The following is a 20,878-nucleotide window of genomic DNA, read 5'->3' as shown; positions in this document are numbered from 1 at the left end:
CCTCATACACGAACCGAAGATCTCTCCCTTTGGAAGACAGCTTATGCAGTATTTTATCCACCGCCGCCGTGTTGTTAGGCCATGTTCCGAACATGTCAACCTCTCCGCTTGCCCCTTCCGCCGTTGCTGCAACGATGCTTTCTTTGTGGACATCCATTCCGACATAAAGTACCTTGTTCATGACCCCTCCTTGATGTGGCTCTGAGTGATTGAAAACTAACAGCTTCCAATTACTTAACCCACGGTTTCAAGGAGCGGGTCAACCCCCTTGGCCTGAATCGCCGCCCGTATTACCCATAATATCTACGTCGCGGATGCTGAGCCGTAGGTCGGGTTACGAAGTCCGGTTTTGCGGTTCACATCGCCGAAAACGCTGGCGGACTTCAACCCGACAATAAGTCGGCTTGGGCAATTCTATAGCCATTTTTTTCGAATCAGATACTTAGTCGCCCAATGGCTAAAAACAAAATATAAAATCCATAGCCATTGATAGCTGAGAAGGGCGTCAGTCCATGAGTTTTGCTTGGTTTTGAATAAAAGCGCCTGCATTGCGAAGCCAGATATTAAAAAAAACAAAATCAAGACCGCTTGCCTAACATTTGTTGTTTTTGACAATTGCCCCCCTACAGTGACGCCTCGTTATTAACATGCAGCTATAAATTCATTTTGTTGTTGGGTTTAACAAGCTCCAAAACCTACGTCGCGGATGCTGAGCTGTAGGTCGGGTTACGAAGTCCGGCTTTGCGGTTCACATGGCCGAAAACGCTGACGGACTTCAAACCCGACATGAGGGCTTCTTAATATAGACCCTTTGCAATAAATACCCTGTACAAAGCCAACAGGATCATAGGCAGACAGGCAATATCTATAAACAGAGGAATAAACGCCAACGAACGCATTAAGCCACTGCCCCACAAAATCATGCCGATACACGTAAACAACCCGCCCATAATCGGAATAAGGATGATATTTCTATCTCTTTGTTTTAAGAGATAATATTTAAACAGGAGTTCGTAATTGGCGTAGATCGAAAGCAAGCCTAGCGCCAAGAGCACTACTGAGAGTATCTTTATAATTACCGATGCCATCAATCCCCGCTTTTCTACGCCCCCAAGACGGCTTTTATTTTTTGGGACAGGGCTTCCACGGTGAAGGGCTTTTGGATGAAGGCTTCGCAGCCTCTGGCCATGATTTCCGCGGCCTGGCCGTCCAGGCTGTATCCGCTGGAGAGAAGCACCTTGATTTTGGGATTGATCTCCCGGATGACGTCAAAAACCTCGCCGCCGTGGAGGTCGGGCATGATAAGATCCAGGATCACCAGGTCGATCTTCCCTTGCATGGCCTTGACGATTTCAATGGCTTTCCGTCCCCGATTGGCGACCAAAGCCGTATAGCCCAAAATCTTCAAGATCTCCTGGCCGGCCCGCAGGACCACTTCTTCGTCGTCCACTAAAAGCACGGTTCCGACGCCGTATTCCACGCCCTCCGCTTCCGGGGACGCCTCCTGGACGCTGCTTTCCGATGCAGGCAAGTAAATATTGAAAGTGGAGCCCTTACCCGGCTTGCTGAACACGTTTATGACGCCCCCGTGGTTTTTCATGATGCCGTAGGCTGATGACAGGCCGAGTCCGGTGCCCCTGCCAATGTCCTTGGTGGTGAAAAAGGGGTCGAACACCTTTTGCTGGGTGGCCAGATCCATGCCGATGCCCGTATCCGTCACCGAAGTTTTGACAAAGCGGCCTTTTTTCAAGCCATGCGGCGCCACAAAGGTTTCATCCAGATGCACGTTCCGGGTGGACACCTTTAAGTTGCCGCCTTTTGGCATGGCTTGCCCGGCGTTGACGTAGAGATTAAGCAGCACCTGTTCGATCTGCCCCTGATCCACGTCCACGGGCCATACGTCGCCGAGAGCTCTGGAAATCCTTATGCCCTTGCGGGTTCTGCCGAAAATCTCCAGGGTTTTGTTTATCAGTTGGTTGATGTCCGTGGTGGTGACTTCGTACTTGCCGCCCCGGGCGAAGCCCAAAAGCTGCCTTGTCAGGCCGGTGGCGTCCTTGATAAAGCCTTCCAGTTTTTTCAAGCGTTCGTAGGTGGGATGGTCCTTGCCAAGCTCCAATAGGATGAGGCTTACATTGCCCTGAAGCCCCATGAGGAGGTTGTTGAAATCGTGCGCCACCCCGCCGGCCAGGGTGCCCATGGCCTCCATTTTCTGGGCCTGGAGGAGTTTGAGCTCCAGGTTCCTTTTCTCCTCCTCAGCCGCATTGCGTTCGGTGATATCGCGCACTACGCCCCGGAAGCCCATGTTTCGGCCGTCCATGTCGCGAATCAGGGAAACGGAGATGTTTAACAAGGACCGGGTTCCGTCTTTTTTAACCAGTTGATAGTCCGCCGACTTGAAGGGTTTGCCCGTTTTGAACACTTTACTGAATACTTGGAAAACCTTGCTAGCGGTTTCCTGGTCGGCCAATTTTCGATAGTTCAGGTCTTGCAGTTCGTCGGGCGCGCAGTCAAGAATCCTGGTCATGGCGGCGTTGAAAAAGGTAAAATTTCCCTTCAGATCCACCTCGTAATACCCGTCCTCAATGTTTTCCAGGATGGTGCGGTATTTGTTTTCCGAGTGATTGAGCGCCTTTTCCGAGGTTCTTCGACGGGCGATTTCCTCTTTGAGGTCCCGGTTGATTTCCTCCAAATCCCTGGTGCGTTCAGCCACCCTTTGCTCCAGTTGGGCGTGGGCCTCCCGCAATTGTTTTTCCGCGCGCCTTTGGGCGGAGATATCGCGGAACACGCCTTCCACGCCCTGGATCACGCCGTTCTCGTCCGTGTAATACTGGGAATTGGTGCTCACCCAAACGGTGGTCCCGTCTTTGCGCTGCAAAAGCACCTCATAATCGGAAACCTTGCCGGAACTCCGCATGGTTTCCAAAAGCCTCTCCCGATCCTCCGGTCTGGCGTAAAAGGTGCGGGCCACATTCTTGCCCATCACCTCATCCAAGGCATAGCCCAGCAGTTTGGCGGTGGCGGGGCTTGTCCATATCACATTCCCATGAATATCCGTCTGGTAAAAGCAATCCTGGGTGTTTTCCAGGATATTGCGGAATTTCTCCTCCCCTTCCTGCCTGGCTTTTTCCAAACGCTTCCGGTAGGTGATGTCCTGAACCACCGCCAGAATGCGCCAGGGCTTGCCGTTTTTCAGAATCAGCCTTTGCGCCAACTGGCACCAGAGTTTTTTTCCCGACTTGGTAAAAAAAGCGTATTCGGAATGCTCGGAAATGTGTTCGCCGCTCAGACTTCGCGCCACCCGGTTTTTCATGAGGTCCATGGATTCGGGCGCGAGAAAGTCCTTGGGCTCCATGGAGGCTGCTTCGTGAACCTCATACCCGGAAAGATCCCTTAGGGCGCGATTTACGCCCACCACCCTGTTGGTTTCCAGGTCAAAATCCAGGATGCCGATGGGCAATTCTTCAATAAACGCAGAAAGCTGCTCCACATCTTCCTGGCTTCTGAGGATGCGCTTTTCCAAAAGACTGAATTTATCCAAAATATCTTTTGGGGTTATGCGGCTATCGTTATTCATTTCCGGTTGGCTTTGAGAAGAAAACAAGCTCCGATCCTCTTTAATGCATGAAACTTAGCCATGATGCGAGGGTTGGGACCAATCATAACGGCATCGTATTTAAAATATGGAAAAAGCCTTTCCCGCAAAAAACGGCGGGAAAGAAACTACCTACTCTGCCTTTTGACAAGGGTGACCGAGTTGACCTTGCGGATACTTGCCATTACCACATCCAGACGATCCTTTCCAGCCACCTGGACGACCAGGTACACATTGGCCTGCTGATCCTCCCCCAAACGGGTGTTGATGGACGTGATGTTGGCGTCGCATTGGCTGACTGCGGCGGTGATGTCCGCCAGCAGCCCCACCCGGTCGTTGGCCCTGACATACAGCCTGACCGGATAGGTCTGGGTCACGTCTTCGGCCCATTCCACTTCAATGGCCCTTTCCGGGTCCATTTGCATGGCGTTGACGCACCCTTTCAAATGCACGGTCACCCCATGCCCCCGGGTGATATAGCCCACGACCGGATCTCCCGGCAGGGGGTTGCAGCACTTGCCGAAACGGATGAGCATGTCATCCATGCCTTTAACCAGGATTCCCGTTGCATCTTTCTTTTTCTTGGAGGGAGCGGGAGCATGAGTCGGGAGTTTGTTTTCTTCGTCGGAATCCGGTTGAGGAGCCCATTTCTTGAGGATTTGCAGCGGGGTCAGCTTGCCGTAGCCCACGGCCGCCAGCATGCTCTCTGCATCCTTGTATCCAAAATCCTTGTATATTTTTTCCACTTCCGGGCTGTTCAGCATGGTGGATAAAGCCATGCGATTGCGCCGGAAGGTTTTTTCGCACATTTCCCTGCCCAGAGCCAGGCTTCTCTCCCGCTCCTCGGTTTTAATCCATTGACGGATGCGGGTCCTGGCCTTGACCGTCTTGACGTGAAGCAGCCAGTCTTTGCTGGGATGCCCTTTCTTCTGGGTCCGAATCTCCACGCTGTCGCCGGTCTTCAGCTCCGTGCGCAACGGAACCATACGGCCGTTCACCTTGGCGCCGGTGCAATGATTCCCCACCTCCGAGTGAATGGCGTAGGCGAAATCCAAGGGAGTGGCGCCCCGGGGCAAGGCCTTGACGTCGCCGGCCGGGGTGAACACGTACACTTCGTCCGGAAATAATTCGATGCGGACGTTTTCCAGAAACTCCTGGGGGTCTTTTACATTTTTCTGATGCTCGACAATATCCTGAATCCAGGCGAAGGCCTGACGGGTTTTCTCATCCGCCTGTTTGCCTTCCTTATAGCTCCAGTGCGCGGCAATGCCCGACTTGGCCACGGCGTCCATTTCCTGGGTGCGGATCTGGATTTCCATGCGCTCCCCAAAGGGGCCGATCACCGTGGTGTGCAGGGACTGGTACATGTTGGGCTTGGGATTGCCGATGTAGTCCTTGAATTTTTTGGCGATGGGCTTCCAAATGTTATGGACCAGGCCCAGGGCTTCGTAGCATTGGGGGATGGTGTCCAAAATCACGCGGAAGGCGATGATATCGTAGACTTCTTCAAACTCCAGGTTTTGCTGAAGCATCTTATTGTAAATGCTGTAGAAGCTCTTATAACGGCCCAAAATCTGGCCTTTCAGGCCCGCTTCCCCCAATTTGTCGTGCAGGATGCCCTTGACCTTTTCCACGTAGGCGTCGCGTTCGTGCTTCTTTTGATTCTGGAGATTTTCGATCTCCCGGTACTGCTCGGGATATAAATACATGGAGGAACGGTCCTCCAACTCCTGCTTGATCCAGTAGATGCCCAAACGCCCCGCGATGGGCGCGTAGATGTCCAGGGTTTCCTGGGCGATGCGGACTTGCTTGTTCTCCTTTTGAAACTGCAAGGTGCGCATGTTGTGCACCCTGTCGGCCAGTTTGATCAAAACCACCCGGATGTCGTCGGCCATGGCCAGGATCATCTTGCGGATGCTTTCCGCCTGCCTTTCCTGGCTGCTGCGAAAGCTGAGCTTGGACAGTTTGGTCACGCCTTTGACGATGTGGGCCATGTCAGCTCCGAACATGGAGTCAATCTGCTCCGGGGTGGCGTGGGTATCCTCCACCACGTCATGAAGCAGGCCGGCCCCGATGCTGGTGACGTCCAGATGCATGTCCGCCAGAATTCCCGCCACTTCCAAAGGATGGGAAAGATAAGGCTCCCCGGACAGGCGCACCTGTCCGTCGTGAACCCGGGCGGAAAAAATGTAGGCCCGTTCTATGAGGTCAAAATCCGCATCCGGATTATAATCCCAGACCTTGTCAATTATGTCCTGAATTCGAATCATAACGCCGTCATTATAAAAATTTGGCCATAACCCCATTTCACATAAAACGCATGCATAATAGGCGCCCAAAATACAAAATTTGCCGGGTTTCGTGGTTGGGGGTCAAGTCTACGTTTGACGTTTGAGCGTGTGTTTTAAGTCTCAAACGTCAAACGTAGACTTGACCCCATTTCGTTAATACGACTTGGCGAATACAACACGCTTTTTGCTGGGCTTGCCGCAGCAAATGCATTCGCCCGCCTCTTCCTCCGCATCAAAGGGAATCAGGCGGATGGTCACTGCCAGGTCCTGCTTGATCTTCTCTTCGCACTCCATCTCGCCGCACCAGTGGGACAGGGCGAAGCCGCCGTGCATTTCCGGCTTTTCGGCGTTCTTGGGCGTAAAGTATTTATAAAAAGCGTCTTTGCCGTCCACTTTTTCGGTGAACTCGGCTCTGTGATCCAGGGCTTTTTGAAAGAGCTTTTGGGTCATGTCGTCCAGCATTTCCACCGCCTTGGCGACGAAATCGTTCCTGTCCATGGACTCTTTTTTGTGGCCCGGCGTGTCGCGCCTGCCCATGAAGACCGCGTTCTTTTCCATGTCCCGGGGCCCGATTTCCACCCGGATGGGCACGCCTTTCTTGATCCAGTCCCAGGCGCGGCCGGGTTTGTCCTTATCGTCGATTTCCACGGACAGCTTTTCGCCGTGAAAATCCAGGGCGCGGAGTTCGTCCGCCAGGGAATTGGTGTAGTCCATGACCGCCTGCCGGGTTTCCTCCTTTTTGATGATGGGCATCAACACCACCTGGGCAGGTGCGATGCGCGGAGGCAGAACCAAACCGTCGTCATCGGAATGAACCATGATCAAGCCGCCCATGAGCCTGGTGGAGGCGCCCCAACTGGTGGTCCAGGCGTATTCCTCCTTGCCTTCGGCGGACTGGAACTTGATTTCGGAGGCTACGGCGAAATTCTGGCCCAAAAAGTGGGAGGTCCCCGCCTGGAGGGCCTTGCGGTCCTGCATCATAGCTTCGATGCACAGGGTGTCCACAGCGCCGGGGAAGCGTTCAGCCGGGCTTTTGGCGCCCCTGAGCACGGGCATGGCCAGGAACTCTTCCACAAAATCGGCGTAGACGTTCAACATCATTTCCGTGCGCTCGTAGGCTTCCTCGGAGGTAGCGTGCACCGTATGGCCTTCCTGCCACAGAAATTCCGCAGTGCGTAAAAACACCCGGGGCCGCATTTCCCAGCGGACCACATTGGCCCACTGGTTAAGCAGGATGGGCAGATCCCGGTAAGATGACACCCAGCGGGAAAAGGAATCGCCGATAATGGTTTCGGAGGTGGGGCGCACGATCAAAGGTTCGGTCAGCTCGCCCGCGGGAACCAGGTTTCCGTCCGGGCCTTTTTCCAGTCGATGATGGGTGACCACGGCGCATTCCGTGGCGAAGCCCTCCACGTGCTTGGCTTCCTTTTGGAGAAAGCGCAAAGGGATGAACAAGGGGAAATACGCGTTTTTCACCCCGGTTTCTTTGAACATGCGGTCCAGGTTGGCGACAATCTTTTCCCAAACTGCATAGCCCCAGGGCTTGATGACCATGCACCCCCGGACGGGCGAGTTTTCCGCCAGATCCGAAGCCTTGACCACTTGTTGATACCACTCAGGATAATCTTCCTCCCGCGTCGGCGTAATCGCCGTTTTCATCTGCTTTCCCATTTATTCATCCTTTCCTATTTCTTCCAGAAGGGCTTCCACCAATTCGGCTTCCTTGACCTTCCTGATTACTTGTCCGCGCCTGAATACAATGCCAACGCCCCGGCCGCCGGCTATGCCCACGTCCGCCTCCCGGGCTTCTCCGGGGCCGTTCACCACGCACCCCATAATGGCGATTTTCATGGGCTTGGTCATGTTCTGCAGGCGTTTTTCCACCTGATCCACAATGGCAAGCACGTCGATTTCCGTCCTGCCGCAGGTGGGGCACGATATGATCTCCGGCCCCCGCTCCCGGATTTTCAGGCTGCGCAGAATCTCGTAAGCCACCCGAACCTCCGTGACCGGATCGCCGGTCAGGGACACCCGGATGGTGTCGCCGACGCCGTCAAACAAGAGCAGGCCGATGCCCAGAGAGCTTTTCACCGTGCCGGCGTATCGCGTGCCCGCCTCGGTGATGCCAAGGTGCAGGGGCAAATCGGTCTTTTCCGACAAGGCCCGGTAAGCCTCGATGGTCTTGAACACGTCCGAGGCTTTGATGGAAACCTTGATGTCGTGAAAATCCCACGAACGCACCATGTCGATGTGGTTCACGGCGCTTTCCACCATGGCTTCGGCCGTGGGCGCTCCGTATTTTTTCAGCAGGTCCTTTTCCAGAGATCCGGCGTTCACCCCAATGCGGATGACCATGCCGTGGTCCCTGGCCGCCTGCACCACTTCCCGGACCTTATCCTGGCTGCCGATGTTTCCGGGGTTTATCCGCAGGCCGTCCGCGCCGTTTTCCGCACTGGCGACGGCCAGCTTGTGGTCAAAATGAATGTCCGCGATCAAGGGAATGGAAATTTGCTCCTTGATGGATCGAAGCGCCTGGGCCGCCTCCATGTCCGGGACCGCGCACCGGATGATCTCGCATCCGGCGGCCTCCAGCCTCTTGATCTGGGCGACAGTCGCCTCCACGTCCTGGGTGAAGGTGTTGGTCATGGATTGCACGGACACCATGGCGCCGCCGCCCACCGGAACGTCTCCCACCCGGATAGGCCGGGTTGTTTTTCTATTAATTTGCAGGGGCATATCAACCTTTGTTACCAAAATTCAGGGCCAACAATTGTTCATTTTGAGTATAGCACGTTTTAACGCCTTACTCCACGGGTTATTGCGTCCCCGCGCTTGCCCAGCGGCCTGTTTTTAAGTATGATATTCTCGCATCTTAACAAAAGACAGGAGAAATGGAATGGGAACGGACTTTAGAGAAAAGCACTCCCCGGACGCCGTTGTTGAGCCGGACTTGGAAAAAGCCTTGAAAAAAGTGGTGAAGGACGGAACCCTTGCCTGCGCCGTGGCCTTCGCCCTGGCCGAGGAATCCGGGTATTCCCCCGCTGATATAGGAAAAGCCACGGACGTTTTGGGCTTTCGCCTGGCCAAATGCCAGATGGGCCTGTTTGGGTACAAGCCCAATAAAAAAATCATCAAGCCCGCCTCCATTGTGGAGCCGGACCTGGAAGCCGCCATCAAGGAGCAAACGCGGGAGGGAAGAATCCCCTGCTTTGCCTGCTGGGACATCGCCAAGCGGCTGCACATTTCCAAAATGTCCGTAAGCTCCGCCTGCGAAACCCTGGAAATCAGGATCAAGCCCTGCCAGTTGGGGGCTTTTTAAAGAGCATCAGGAGGGAAAGCTATGTCAGGCATTCTTTCCAAAATCTGGGACGCAACGGCCAGAATTCCCAGCGGACGGATCGGCCGGCTGATGTACAAAGATCCCAAGGGACACTATCCAGGCTTTCGGCTTATCCTGGAGAAGTTGGAGATCGGTCCGGACGACGTTTTTTGCGAAGTGGGCTGCGGAGGAGGAGCGCTCCTGAAAATGGTTTTGGAGACGGCGTCCAGGGCCGCGGGCCTCGACTTGAGCCCGGACATGGCCGCCCTGGCCAGGAAGCAAAACCGGGAAGCCGTGGAGTCCGGCCGCCTGGAAGTCCTGGAGGGAGACGCCGAAAACCTGCCCTGGGACGACGAAAAATTCACCTGCCTCGCCGCCGCCAATGTATTTTTCTTCCTTCCCAGACCGGACGCCGCCCTCCGGGAATTTTACAGGGTTCAGGCGCCTCCCCCGTCTTTATTGCCGCAAGGATATCCGAAAAATCCCTGGATGCCGAAATTGGATTAAATGTCGTAATACAGCATGAATTCGCGCGGATGGGGACGCAGGTAGACTTCCTTTTCGATTTTGCAGCCAATCACAAATAACCGCTATCATTCACAATTTCAGAATATCAGGGTTCTTCTTCGTAAATATCAATATCAGGATAGTGAATTTTGGCGCACGTTGGACAAACGCTGTGACTGAACCATACTTCGGAATGGCTTGTAATATAAGCCTCTAGTTGTTTCCAGTAGCCTTGGTCATCCCGGATTTTCTTGCAGTGGGCGCAGATGGGAAGGAGGCCGCTCAATTTTTTGACTTCCGACAAGGCCGTTTCCAGTTCCTGAATCGTGCGCTCCCGGGCTTTTTCCGCTTCTTGCCGTTTTTCCAGGTTGCGGCTGTTTTCCAAGGCGATAGCAGTGAGTTCCCCAAGGCCGGCAGCCAGTTTGATGTCGTTTTCGTTAAAATCGCCGTCTTTGTTGGCCAGGCCGATGATGCCGACCGTGACGCCTTTGATCACCAGGGGGGCGAAAAGCACGTTATTCAAGACCACGTGTCCGGGCGGCATGTATTTCACCCATTGACTTTCCATAAAATCGTTGTCGTACGCTACCTTGTTCAGATGATAGGCTTCGGCCCGAAGCCCCCTGACCGGCATGGGCAGTTTGGGATCCACCGTACAAGGCAGTCCCCCGGCTTCCAGAAACAGCAACTCATTTTCCTCCCCGTCATCTGAAAGAAGCGCCACATACCCGGAGGCTGCGCCGGTCAACTCCCGGCATACGTCAAAAATAAGGCGGGCTGTTTGGGCGAAGTCCTTTTGTTCCAATACGGCCCGGGCGCCCTTTAAAAGGCCGGAGATTTCCTGGGATTGCTGCCGGCTGGAGTCCAAGGCCTCCTGCAGCTGCGCCTCTGCTTTCTTTTGAACCGTGATGTCCGTGATACTAAGCAGCAGCTCCTTTGTTGCGTTCCCTTCCTTAGAGGCTTTCCTCGGGTGGGGAACCGCATGGATAGAGGCGTGGATGGTGGAAAGCCCTTTGGAGGCAATCTGCACTTCAAGAGACTTGCCATCGGGATAATTCAGCAAGGACTTAAAGCGGGAGCGAAATACATGGCTGTCTTCCGGGCGCAAGAAATCGGCAAAAGCCTTATGGTGCAATTCGGCGGACTCCTTGCCAATCATTTTTCCCAAGGCGGCATTGGCCTGTTTGATGATCCCGGCGGAATCCAGCACGGCGTATCCCACAGGGGCATGATGAAAAAGATTGAAATAATGCTGCCTTGTCTCTTCTTCCTTAATATGAGAGCGCCGCAGTTCCTCGTTTTGCAACTCCAGTTCAATCTCGTGAATCTGGAACTCTTCCAACAAGTCACGCATCTGTTCCGGATTCATGGACTCCGGCTGCCGGGGTTTGGACTTGGCTATATTCTCGGCCCTGGCACGCAATGCGTCTGCACTGGGAAAGTTTTTACCGGTCATACTGTCCTCTTTGCAAATTAATCTTGTCCGTGACGTCGTCAAAGGTGGAAAAAACCTGGCAGGGCTTGGTTTCGCCGTCCAGGAATTCGGGAGTGGAGTTGACCATGATCCAGCGGGTTTGGTTGTGCTGGGAGTTGTTCACGCCCATGATATAGCCCGTGACCGGCTTTCCGGTGGCCAGGGCCGCCATGGCAGGATGCTCCTGGCCGGCAAGAGGCTCTCCGTTCTCCTTGACGGCCTGCCACCTGGGGTCCATGGATGTCCTGCCAATCATCTGATCCAGAGTCAGCCCCAGGATGCGTTCTGCGGAAGGGTTGGCGGAAATGATGTTGCCGTCCTTATCCTGATACACCACTCCCTGGGCCATGGTTTCAAAAAGTTTGCGGTATTTGGACTCACTGGCTACCAGATCAGCTTCCATTTTCTTTTGCTCGGTCACATCCTGAAACATGACTGCCAACCGGTTTTCAGGCAAGCGGAACGCCTGGATGGAATAGGCCCCCTTGATGCGGTCGTCGGCATAAACCAAATCGTCCATGGCATAGGATTGTCCTGTTTTTATCACCTCCAGAAGTGACTTGCTAAGATCCATTGCGCCGGCCCGGGGCCAGATGGCCTCAAAGGGTTCGCCTTTCCATTGATCCGCGGACACGCCCGTGAGCTTTTCCGCTTCCGGATTGCTTTCTTCCAAAATCAGTTGTCCGGCGTCATTCAGGGAGTAGACATAAAGCCCCGCCGGCATAAATTGTTGAATGTCTTGGGAGGTCTTCTCGGCCTGATTCAGCTGTCTCCGCATGGAAGTCAACGTGGAGATGTCCACAAAGGTCATGACAAGGCCGGAAAAAGCGCCCACCCCGATAGTATAAGGGATGACCCGGGCCAGGTAGGCTTTTCCTTCTTCGGACTTGACCTCCAACTGGCGGGGCTTATTATCCACCTGCACCTTGCGGACGATCTTCAAGGGGTCAAAATCCATGAGCCGGTGGGAAAGGTGGGTCAAGGGACGTCCCACATCCGATTCCATAATATTGAATAACCGGTTGATTTCCGGCGAAAACCGCCGAATTTCCAGATCTTCGTCCAGCAACAGGGTGCCGATGCCCGAAGACGTGAGCAAGTTGTCCACGTCGTTGTGCAGTTCGGTCAGCTCCATGATCTTTTTTTGAAATTCGGCATTGACCGTGTAAAGCTCCTCATTGGTGGACTGCAACTCCTCGTTAGTGCTTTGCAGCTCCTCATTGCTGGCAAGCAGCTCCTCGTTGGTGGCTTGCAACTCCTCGTTGGAGGTTTCCAACTCCTCAATGGTGGCCTGCAGGTTTTCCCTTGCAAACTGGAGTTCCTGCTCCAAATCCCGGATACGTTGCTCCGTTTCCTTTCCCAGGTCATACTCCCCGTCTCCGCGGGTCTCCGGAACAGACTTTTTGTCCACCTCCTCAATAAAGACGGCTGCCAGCGAATCAGCGCCTTTTTGCTCCGGCAGGGGAAGGATATTCAGGCGCAGGGTCTGGGCTTCCTGTCCAAAATGCAGCAGCACATTGTTATAAATGACTTTATCCCGGGTGCGAAATACCTTTTGAATGCCTGTGGCCAATGGAATGGCCAAATCCTTGGAGGCCATTTTGGTGATGTCAAACGCAGTCCGGCCGGTGGGAACTTTGAAATAAGGGGAAGGATCTCCTACGATATGAATGATTTCCAATTGTTCGTTCACTATTACAGATAGGGGCATATAGCCGTTGGAAGCGACATCCATCAGACGCGACAGAAGACGGCTGTCGTCAGGCTGCGCCAGCTGCCGCCCTTTTTCCCGGACGAAAAAAGGCTGGATCCGGCGGGTTTTCTCCTCCATATCCCCCACGCCCTTACCCTGCCCGGGAGGGAGGGCCTTCCCCTGCGACCGATAGATCTTATACTTTTGATGCACGGTTTCAAAGCAGGCGGCCATATCCCCTATGCTTTCACTGGTTCCCAAAAAGAGCACCCCTTGGGGATTCAACGAAAAATTGAACATTTCCAAGGCTTTTTGCTGCAGAACAGGCTGAAAGTAAATGAGAAGATTACGGCAGCTTATCAGGTCGATATTGGTGAAAGGAGGATCCTTGACCAAGTTGTGCTGGGCAAACACCACCATCTCACGGATATGCCGGGCGATCTGATACACCCCTTCCTTATTGTAGAAATACTTGGCCAGCACCCCCGGATCCAGGTCAGCGGCAATGCTTTCCGGATAGGACCCGGTGCTGGCCCGCAAGATGGCGTCCCGGTCTATATCCGTGGCAAAAATTTTGATGTCGCGGCTTATCCGCTGACGCTCCATGGCTTCTTTAGCTAAAATGGCGAAGGTATAGGCTTCTTCCCCGGTGGAGCATCCCGCAATCCAAAAGCGGACTTCACGATCCTTGACCCGCATGAGCAACTCGGGCAAGCATTCGCTGCGCAAAAACTCCATAGCTTCAGGATCTCGAAAAAAACTGGTGACCCCAATAAGCAACTCCCGGTAGAGGGTCATAAGCTCCCCGGGATAGGTCTGGATATACCGCACATAATCACTGATTTCGTCAATCTGGTTCACAGTCATGCGGCGCTCCAGCCGGCGCGTGATGGTGCTGGGCTTGTAGTAGGTGAAATCAACCTTGGTTTTCCCGCGCAATTCCGCAAATATCCTGGTCAGGCCGTCCTCATCCCCCAGCAAAATATTGGAGGCGGCGGTGCGTTTGATCGATGAGTGGCTGGCGAAAGCCAGCAGCTGCTCCGGCATTTCCTCCGGCGGCAGCACAAAATCCGCCACCCCCGTGGAAATGGCCGCCCTCGGCATGCCGTCAAACTTGGCGCTCTCCGGGGACTGGACCATCACCATCCCCCCGGCCTCCTTCACGGCCCGCACCCCCCGGGTGCCGTCGCTGCCCGTGCCGGAAAGGACCACAGCCACGGCCTTGTCGGCCGCATCATCAGCCAAGGAGCGAAAAAACACGTCGATTGGCAGGTTGATGCCGCGGCAGGAATCCTGGTCCGTCAACATCAGTTCCCCATGGAATATGGTCAGATTTTTTTTGGGAGGGATCAGGTAAACGTGGTTGGCCTGCACCCGCATTCCTTCCTCAGCCCGGTGCACAGGCATTTCGGTCTTTTTGGACAGTAATTCCACCATCAGGCTTTTATGATCCGGCGAAAGGTGCTGGATCACTATAAAAGCAAGATTGTTCTGGGGCCGCATGTTGGCAAAAAAGGAATCGATGGCCTCCAGTCCGCCCGCCGAAGCCCCAATGCCTACGTAATGGGTAGGGGAAGTCATTCTGTTGCTTTCAGTGGTATTTCCCATACGCCCCCTTGTCAGAACACCCGCTGGTTTTTCGATACACGAGCCCCTATGCCAGCTACATCGTACAACGCGTTTCCATTGCTAAATATTAACTCCATTCATTATTCTTGTCAAAATCAATGCCCGTAAAAATTCAATGATGACATTTCATATTATGCAGTTTTTAGAGAAACTTCCCAAAACGACTTTTAATTAAACCGCCGCAACGCGCACGCCCCGCTTTAGCCGTCAGCCATGCCCACGCCGCGAAATCAAAATGGACGGGGGAGGCCCCTTTGTCAGGCGCCTCCCCCGTCTTTATTGCCGCAAGGACATCCGAAAAATCCCTGGATGCCGAAGTCGGATTAAATGTCGTAGTACAGCATGAACTCGTGCGGATGGGGACGCAGGTTGACGGCGTCGACTTCGTTTTCGGTCTTGTAGTCGATCCACATGTCAATGGCGTCCTGGGTGAACACGTCGCCTTTCAGCAGGAAGTCATGGTCTTCCTTGAGGGCTGCCAGAGCTTCCTGCAGGGAGCCCGGAGCGGACGGGATGTTCGCCAGCTCTTCGGGGGGCAGGGAGTAGATGTCTTTGTCCAGGGGCTGGCCCGGATCGACCTTGTTCTGGATGCCGTCCAGCACTGCCATGAGGATGGCGGAGAAGGCCAGGTAGCCGTTGCAGGACGGGTCGGGCGTACGGAACTCGATTCTCTTGGCCTTGGGCGAAGAGGAGTACATGGGGATGCGCACGGACGCGGAGCGGTTCCGGCTGGAGTAAGCCAGGTTCACGGGGGCTTCGTACCCGGGCACCAGTCTCTTGTAGGAGTTGGTGGTGGGGTTGGTGAAAGCGCACAGAGCCTTGCAATGCTTCAGGATGCCGCCGATGGCGTACAGGGCGATATCGGAAACGCCGGCGTACTTGTCGCCTGCGAACAGGGGCTGGCCGTCTTTCCAGATGCTGACGTGGGTGTGCATGCCGGTGCCATTGTCGCCGTAAAGGGGCTTGGGCATGAAGGTCACGGTGTGTCCGGCCTTGTAAGCCACGTTTTTCAGGACGTATTTGAACCACATGAGCTGGTCGGACATTTTCAGCAAGGGAGCAAAGCGCATGTCGATTTCAGCCTGGCCCGCGGTGGCCACTTCGTGATGCTGGCATTCCACGGCGATGCCCAACTGCTCCAGGGTCAACATCATCTCGGAGCGCAGGTCCTGGAACTTGTCCATGGGCGGTACGGGAAAGTAGCCTTGTTTGTGGCGGGGCTTGTAGCCCAGGTTGGGCTCTTCGGGACGGGCGGTGTTCCAGATGCCTTCCACGGAGTCCACTTCGTAGTAGCTCACATTGGCGGCGGATTCAAACTGCACGTTGTCGAAGATGAAGAATTCAGCTTCGGGGCCGATGAAAGCGGTGTCGCCGATGCCGGTGCTCTTCAGGTATGCTTCGGCTTTCTTGGCCACGTTGCGGGGATCCCTGGAGTAAGGTTCGCCGGTGATGGGGTCCTTGATGTCGCCAATGAGAACCAGAGTGGGGCTGGCGAAGAAGGGATCCATCAAAGCGGTGGAGGCGTCGGGCACGACCAGCATGTCGCTGGCGTTAATGGGCTGCCAGCCGCGGATGCTGGAGCCGTCAAAGCCAAAGCCTTCTTCAAAGCTATCTTCGGAGAGCTCGCAAAGGGGTACGCTGAAATGCTGCCAAAGGCCGGGGTAGTCCATAAAACGGATATCAACTTCCTTTGCGCCTTGTTCTTTTGCAAACTCTAATACTTCCTTGGGTGTCATGGTGTTCCTCCTTGTTTGTTTATACGGCTTAAGCCGCGCGCTTTCGTATAATATGCATGTGCTGATGTAAACTGTTTATATTGGCCTGCCGCCGCATTTTTTACGGCACGGGCTTTATACGGCTTCGGGGCCTCTTTCACCGGTGCGCACCCGAACCACGTCTTCCACGGGAATGACGAAAATCTTGCCGTCGCCGATTTTTCCGGTGTTGGCGGCTTCGCGAATGGTGCCGACCACTTGTTCGGCCTGCTCGTCTTCCACCACCACTTCAATCCGAACCTTGGGGATAAAATCCACCACGTACTCAGCGCCGCGGTAAATTTCCTTATGCCCTTTCTGGCGCCCGTAACCCTTGACTTCGGTCAGGGTCATTCCCTTGATGCCGATCTCATTCAAGGCTTCCTTGATATCATCCACCTTGAAGGGCTTGATTATGGCCTCGATTTTTTTCATGCTTTCCTCCTTGGGTTAATTCGGTCTGTTGTATATATCCGTCCAACTTGTTTAAACGATACGGTATCCTACCTCACTGTGCTGGGAGACGTCCAGGCCTTGGTATTCTTCTTCATCATCAACCCGAAGTCCCAGTACGGCGTCCAACACCTTAAGGATGATTGCGGTCAAAATGAGGGAGTAGGCTATGGCTGCCACCGCGCCGATGCCCTGGATAACAAATTGGTTCGCATTTCCGTAAAAAAGGCCGTTCACGCCGCCGTAAACTTCGGCTGCGAAAAGGCCGGTGGCCAAAGCGCCCCACAGGCCGCCCACGCCATGGATGCCCACAACGTCCAGGGCGTCGTCATAACCCAGCTTGCCCTTCATAACAACAGCGCCGTAGCACAAAACTCCCGCAACGCCTCCAATTATGATAGAGGCGACCGGGCCGACAAATCCGGCTGCCGGGGTAATGGCGACCAGACCGGCCACGGCTCCGGAAGCCGCGCCCAACGTCGTGGGTTTGCCCTGGTAAATCCATTCTGCGATGATCCACAGCACAGCGCCGGTTCCGGCTGCAACCTGGGTCACGAACAGGGCCATGGAAGCGGTTCCGTCGGCCGCCAGAGCGCTGCCTGCATTGAATCCGAACCAACCGAACCACAGCACGCCGGCTCCGAAAATGGTCAGGGGCAGATTGTGGGGATGCATCTGATCGGTGCCGTACCCCTTGCGTTTGCCAAGGAACAGGGCGCAAACCAGAGCTGCGGCGCCCGAATTGATGTGAATGACCGTGCCGCCGGCGAAATCCAAAGCGCCCATGGCGCCCAGCCATCCGCCATCGCCCCACACCCAGTGGCAAACCGGGAAGTAGACCAAGGTGGTCCACAGGATCGTAAAAGCCAAAAACGCGGAAAACTTCATGCGTTCGGCGAAAGCCCCGGTGATGAGCGCGGGGGTGATTACGGCGAACATAAGTTGAAAAGCGCAAAACAAAATGTGCGGAATGGTGTCGGAGTAGGGACCAATGTCCGCGCCCACGCCGCTGAGCCCCAGGTATTTTGCGCCGCCTAAAAGTCCGCCCCCCAGGTCCGGGCCGAAGGCCATTGTGTAGCCGTAGAGAACCCACATGATGGAAACCACGCCCATTATGATAAAGCTGTGCATGATAGTTCCAAGTACGTTCTTGGACCTGACCAGGCCTCCGTAAAATATCGCCAGTCCTGGCGTCATAAAAAGAACCATGGCGGATGCGCATAACATCCATGCAATGTCGCCGGAATTCATTTAAGTCTCTCCTTATATTTATTAATGGATTGGATTCAATGGACTGGATTCGTCCCCAGTCTCGCCCAGGCCTGCGGGCTTAACGCCCTTGTTATTCCGCTCCCCGTGCAGCGTTTCCAAAACGGTTTGCTTAATGGCATCCACGCTTTCCGGAGAATCAACTTTTTGTCCATCAAAGTCGCGCACGTAAAAAACGTCCACCACCTGATCCGCCTTGGTTGCAATCTTTGCGACCCAGATATCCAAACCGCAGCGGTACAGTGCATCCGTAATCTTGTACAAGAGCCCCAACTGGTCGTAGGCGATCACCTCTACAATGGTGAAAAACCCGGAGCTGTCGTTGTCCACGGAAACCCGTTCCCGGCGCAAAGCGCTGGCGCTGTTGTCATCGCTTTTTGCTACGGGTTTGTCCTCCAGGGCCTTGCTCAAATCCATTTCACCGGAAAGCACTTTGCCCAGATCCCTCTCCACCCGTTGCCAGGTGCGTTTTTCAAACAAGGAATCCAGAGGCGGCGAGACCTGGAAAATATCCATGGCCGTATGGTTGCGCCATGTGAAGATCTGCGCGTCAAAAATATTCAAATTATTAAGGGTCAATACGCCGGCGATCTTGGAAAACAAGCCGGGGCGGTCCTTGGCGCACACCGTGACGGTGCGCAGATTGGCGTCCCGGGAGGGAGCGGCTTCTATGACTGCGTCCGCACCCTGCAATCTTTCGTAAAGCCGGATGTGATCCACTATCTCCTTGGGCTGGGTGTACTGCAAATACCTTGGGGACATGAGCGTAAACAGGTTGTACCATTCCCGCTTCATGCTTTCCGGCGCGGCGGCCAGCACTTGCTTCCTCTTGTCCTTGACCATCCGGGTGGCTTCTTCCGTGGCCAGTTCCCCGTTGGTCAGAATGTGGTGCGTCTTGATGAACAAACTTTGAAGAAGCACGGAGGTCCAGTCGTTCCACGCCTTGGGGCCTGTGGCCTGGGAGTCCGCAACCGTAAGCAGAAAGAGCATTTTCAGGCGGTCGGGGTCCTTGACCTTCCTGGCGCAGGCAAGGGAGGTGTTTTCGTCGTGCAGGTCGCGGCGGGTGGCTGTCTTGGCCAGCAGCAGATGCTCCCTGATCAAGAATTCCACGTCCTGGATCATGGCCTCGCCGTAGCCCATGCGGCTTAAAATCTGACGGGCGGTTCTGGCGCCCCTGCCGGAATGGCCGCCATCCGGGCTGCCCTTGCCAACGTCGTGCAGCAAAACGGCCCAGTGCAGGGTCTTTTTGTTGGGGACTTCCTGATACAGCGCGTTGTACAGGTCATGGTTCCTGCGATCCTCCACCCGGGAGGCGAAGGACTTGACGATCTGCAGAGCCTTGATGGAGTGCTTGTCCACCGGAAACACGTGGTAATGCGTGTACTGAATCCGATCCATGATGGCGCCCATCTCGGGAATGAAGGCCGTGATAAACCGCGTGGCGAACATCTCCTCCATGGGATTAAAATCAGGCGCGGGCGTGGAAAGGACCTTTTCAAAGGCCTTCACAACCCGGGGATCGCTCCGGAAGGAGTCGTCCACCACCTGGGCGAAGTCCCGCACAAGGCGGTTGGCGTCCAGGCTCAAAGGAAGGCTTTCCCGGGCGCTTTCCGCAAAAATTTCCATAAGCAGCGCAGGATCCTTGGCCAGGGCGCTGGGGTCCTCAAAAACCATGGCGCCTTTTTCCACGATAATGCCGGGAGTCTTGGTGGGTCGAACGGCCTTGAAAGGTCTGCCCGGCCTGCTCCTGGGCAAAGCCGAAAGCATGAACATCTTGTGGCGCTGCTTGACCTGCTCCATGGCCCGGTGCAGGGTCTTCAAAAACTGCTCGATTCCCTGAAGATCCTGGTCGCCGCCGAATCCCAGCGCCTGAGCCACCAGCGGCTGATACTCAAAGAAAAGCTGGTCGCACTTGCGCTTGGCGATGTGGTGCAGATGGTTCCTCACCTTCCAGATAAAATCCAGGGCCTGGGTCAGGGTGGCGTATTCGTCGTGGGACAGAAGGCCCAGGTATTCCAGGTCCCGGGGGTCCCGAACGCCGTGGGCGATCCTGCCGATCCACAACATGGCGTGATAGTCCCGCAAGCCCCCCCGCCCTTCCTTCAGGTTGGGCTCCAGAAGATAGCTGGAATCTCCATAGCGGTCGTGGCGGTCCTGTTTGGTGGAGGCCAGCCACTTTAAAAAGGCGGTCCGGGTCTTGCCTTTCAACACCTTGTCGTGGACCATCTCCATCATCCGGGTGTACAAAGGCGACATGCCGCAGATGAAGCGGGCGTCCAGCAGGGGCGTCAGGACGTCAAAATCCTTGGAGGACAGGCTGATGCATTCCTTCAGGGTGCGGGTGGCGTGCCCCACATCCATGCCCAGGTCCCACAGAGGATAAATGGCTTCCTGGACCAGCTCCGTGGCCTGGTCCGGCATTTTCTTTTCAAATAAAAATAAGATGTCTACGTCGGAGCCGATGCACTGCTCCCGGCGGCCGTACCCTCCCAGCGCAATGAGGGCGTAGGGATTTTTATCCACCCGCATGCGGGGGCCTACAGAGCTGTTTTCAAAGGTGGCCCGAAAATAATCGTCAATTGCGACAGCCCTGGCATGGAGATTGTCCAACTCCCGGGGCTCGTCCAGGGTTAGGAGTTTTTCCAGGCTTTTGGTCAGATTCGTAATGGCGTCAGGGTTATTCATACGTCCTTTTGGGGGCCGGTGTTTTGATTCGTTTATTTTAGCTTACGTTTCAACTGACCTGCATATAGAGCAAAGGACGTGCCACAATGGATAAATGAGTATTTTTTTATTTATATCTAAATAGTTACATCTTCTAAACCAAAAGCAATTATATCACATGATAGTACATTTTTGTATTTTCACTCCTATAAAAAATACATTTTTGTGCTGCT

The 20,878-nt window shown here is 54.6% G+C and carries 12 protein-coding genes and 1 pseudogene; 2 read left to right on the top strand and 11 right to left on the bottom strand.

The features are described from left to right. The 5 genes and pseudogenes from G491_RS0127655 to ispG all read right to left on the bottom strand — a co-directional run. Window positions 1–181: pseudogene (locus tag G491_RS0127655) on the bottom strand (IS110 family transposase); the annotation flags it as partial. Between the two features lie 921 nt (window positions 182–1,102). Next, complete coding sequence (locus tag G491_RS32915; protein WP_169829536.1) at window positions 1,103–3,538, bottom strand: hybrid sensor histidine kinase/response regulator; 2,436 nt, start codon at window positions 3,536–3,538, stop codon at window positions 1,103–1,105. A 182-nt stretch (window positions 3,539–3,720) separates the two neighbouring features. Beyond that, window positions 3,721–5,862 (bottom strand): RelA/SpoT family protein, encoded by a 2,142-nt coding sequence (locus tag G491_RS0127635; protein ID WP_028316839.1) that lies wholly within the window; start codon window positions 5,860–5,862, stop codon window positions 3,721–3,723. A 174-nt stretch (window positions 5,863–6,036) separates the two neighbouring features. Next, window positions 6,037–7,554: a proline--tRNA ligase gene (proS, locus tag G491_RS0127630; RefSeq protein WP_028316838.1), complete on the bottom strand. Its 1,518-nt coding sequence runs from the start codon at window positions 7,552–7,554 to the stop codon at window positions 6,037–6,039. Further along, entirely contained in the window at window positions 7,555–8,619 is a 1,065-nt protein-coding gene (ispG, locus tag G491_RS0127625) for a flavodoxin-dependent (E)-4-hydroxy-3-methylbut-2-enyl-diphosphate synthase (RefSeq protein WP_028316837.1), read from the bottom strand. A 160-nt stretch (window positions 8,620–8,779) separates the two neighbouring features. Here ispG and G491_RS0127620 point away from each other — a divergent pair, with 160 nt between their 5' ends. Further along, on the top strand, window positions 8,780–9,202 hold the full coding sequence (locus G491_RS0127620; protein ID WP_028316836.1) for a hypothetical protein: 423 nt from the start codon (window positions 8,780–8,782) through the stop codon (window positions 9,200–9,202). A gap of 21 nt (window positions 9,203–9,223) precedes the next feature. Next, entirely contained in the window at window positions 9,224–9,709 is a 486-nt protein-coding gene (locus G491_RS34785; protein WP_051327567.1) for a class I SAM-dependent methyltransferase, read from the top strand. Between the two features lie 106 nt (window positions 9,710–9,815). On the opposite strand, the gene G491_RS34780 is transcribed toward G491_RS34785, so the two are convergent. The 6 genes from G491_RS34780 to glnD all read right to left on the bottom strand — a co-directional run bounded on the left by G491_RS34780 (window position 9,816) and on the right by glnD (window position 20,666). Further along, on the bottom strand, window positions 9,816–11,165 hold the full coding sequence (locus tag G491_RS34780; protein WP_051327566.1) for a GAF domain-containing protein: 1,350 nt from the start codon (window positions 11,163–11,165) through the stop codon (window positions 9,816–9,818). After that, window positions 11,155–14,484: a chemotaxis protein CheB gene (locus tag G491_RS0127605; protein ID WP_028316835.1), complete on the bottom strand. Its 3,330-nt coding sequence runs from the start codon at window positions 14,482–14,484 to the stop codon at window positions 11,155–11,157. The genes G491_RS34780 and G491_RS0127605 overlap by 11 nt, the downstream gene beginning before the upstream one ends. 344 nt (window positions 14,485–14,828) lie before the next feature. After that, a complete protein-coding gene (glnA, locus tag G491_RS0127600) occupies window positions 14,829–16,241 on the bottom strand; it encodes a type I glutamate--ammonia ligase (RefSeq protein WP_028316834.1) in 1,413 nt (470 codons plus the stop codon). Window positions 16,242–16,355: 114 nt separating this feature from the next. Next, window positions 16,356–16,694, bottom strand: a complete 339-nt coding sequence (locus tag G491_RS0127595) for a P-II family nitrogen regulator (RefSeq protein ID WP_015949807.1) — start codon at window positions 16,692–16,694, stop codon at window positions 16,356–16,358. Window positions 16,695–16,745: 51 nt separating this feature from the next. Next, a complete protein-coding gene (locus G491_RS0127590; RefSeq protein WP_015949806.1) occupies window positions 16,746–17,963 on the bottom strand; it encodes an ammonium transporter in 1,218 nt (405 codons plus the stop codon). A gap of 21 nt (window positions 17,964–17,984) precedes the next feature. Continuing rightward, on the bottom strand, window positions 17,985–20,666 hold the full coding sequence (gene glnD / locus G491_RS32900; protein WP_015949805.1) for a [protein-PII] uridylyltransferase: 2,682 nt from the start codon (window positions 20,664–20,666) through the stop codon (window positions 17,985–17,987). Window positions 20,667–20,878: the final 212 nt, after the last annotated feature.

Origin of the sequence: Desulfatibacillum aliphaticivorans DSM 15576 (assembly GCF_000429905.1) — a bacterium.
GTDB lineage: Bacteria > Desulfobacterota > Desulfobacteria > Desulfobacterales > Desulfatibacillaceae > Desulfatibacillum > Desulfatibacillum aliphaticivorans.
Note: the sequence above shows the minus strand (reverse complement) of the source record. Positions and strands in the feature narration are given on the sequence as shown.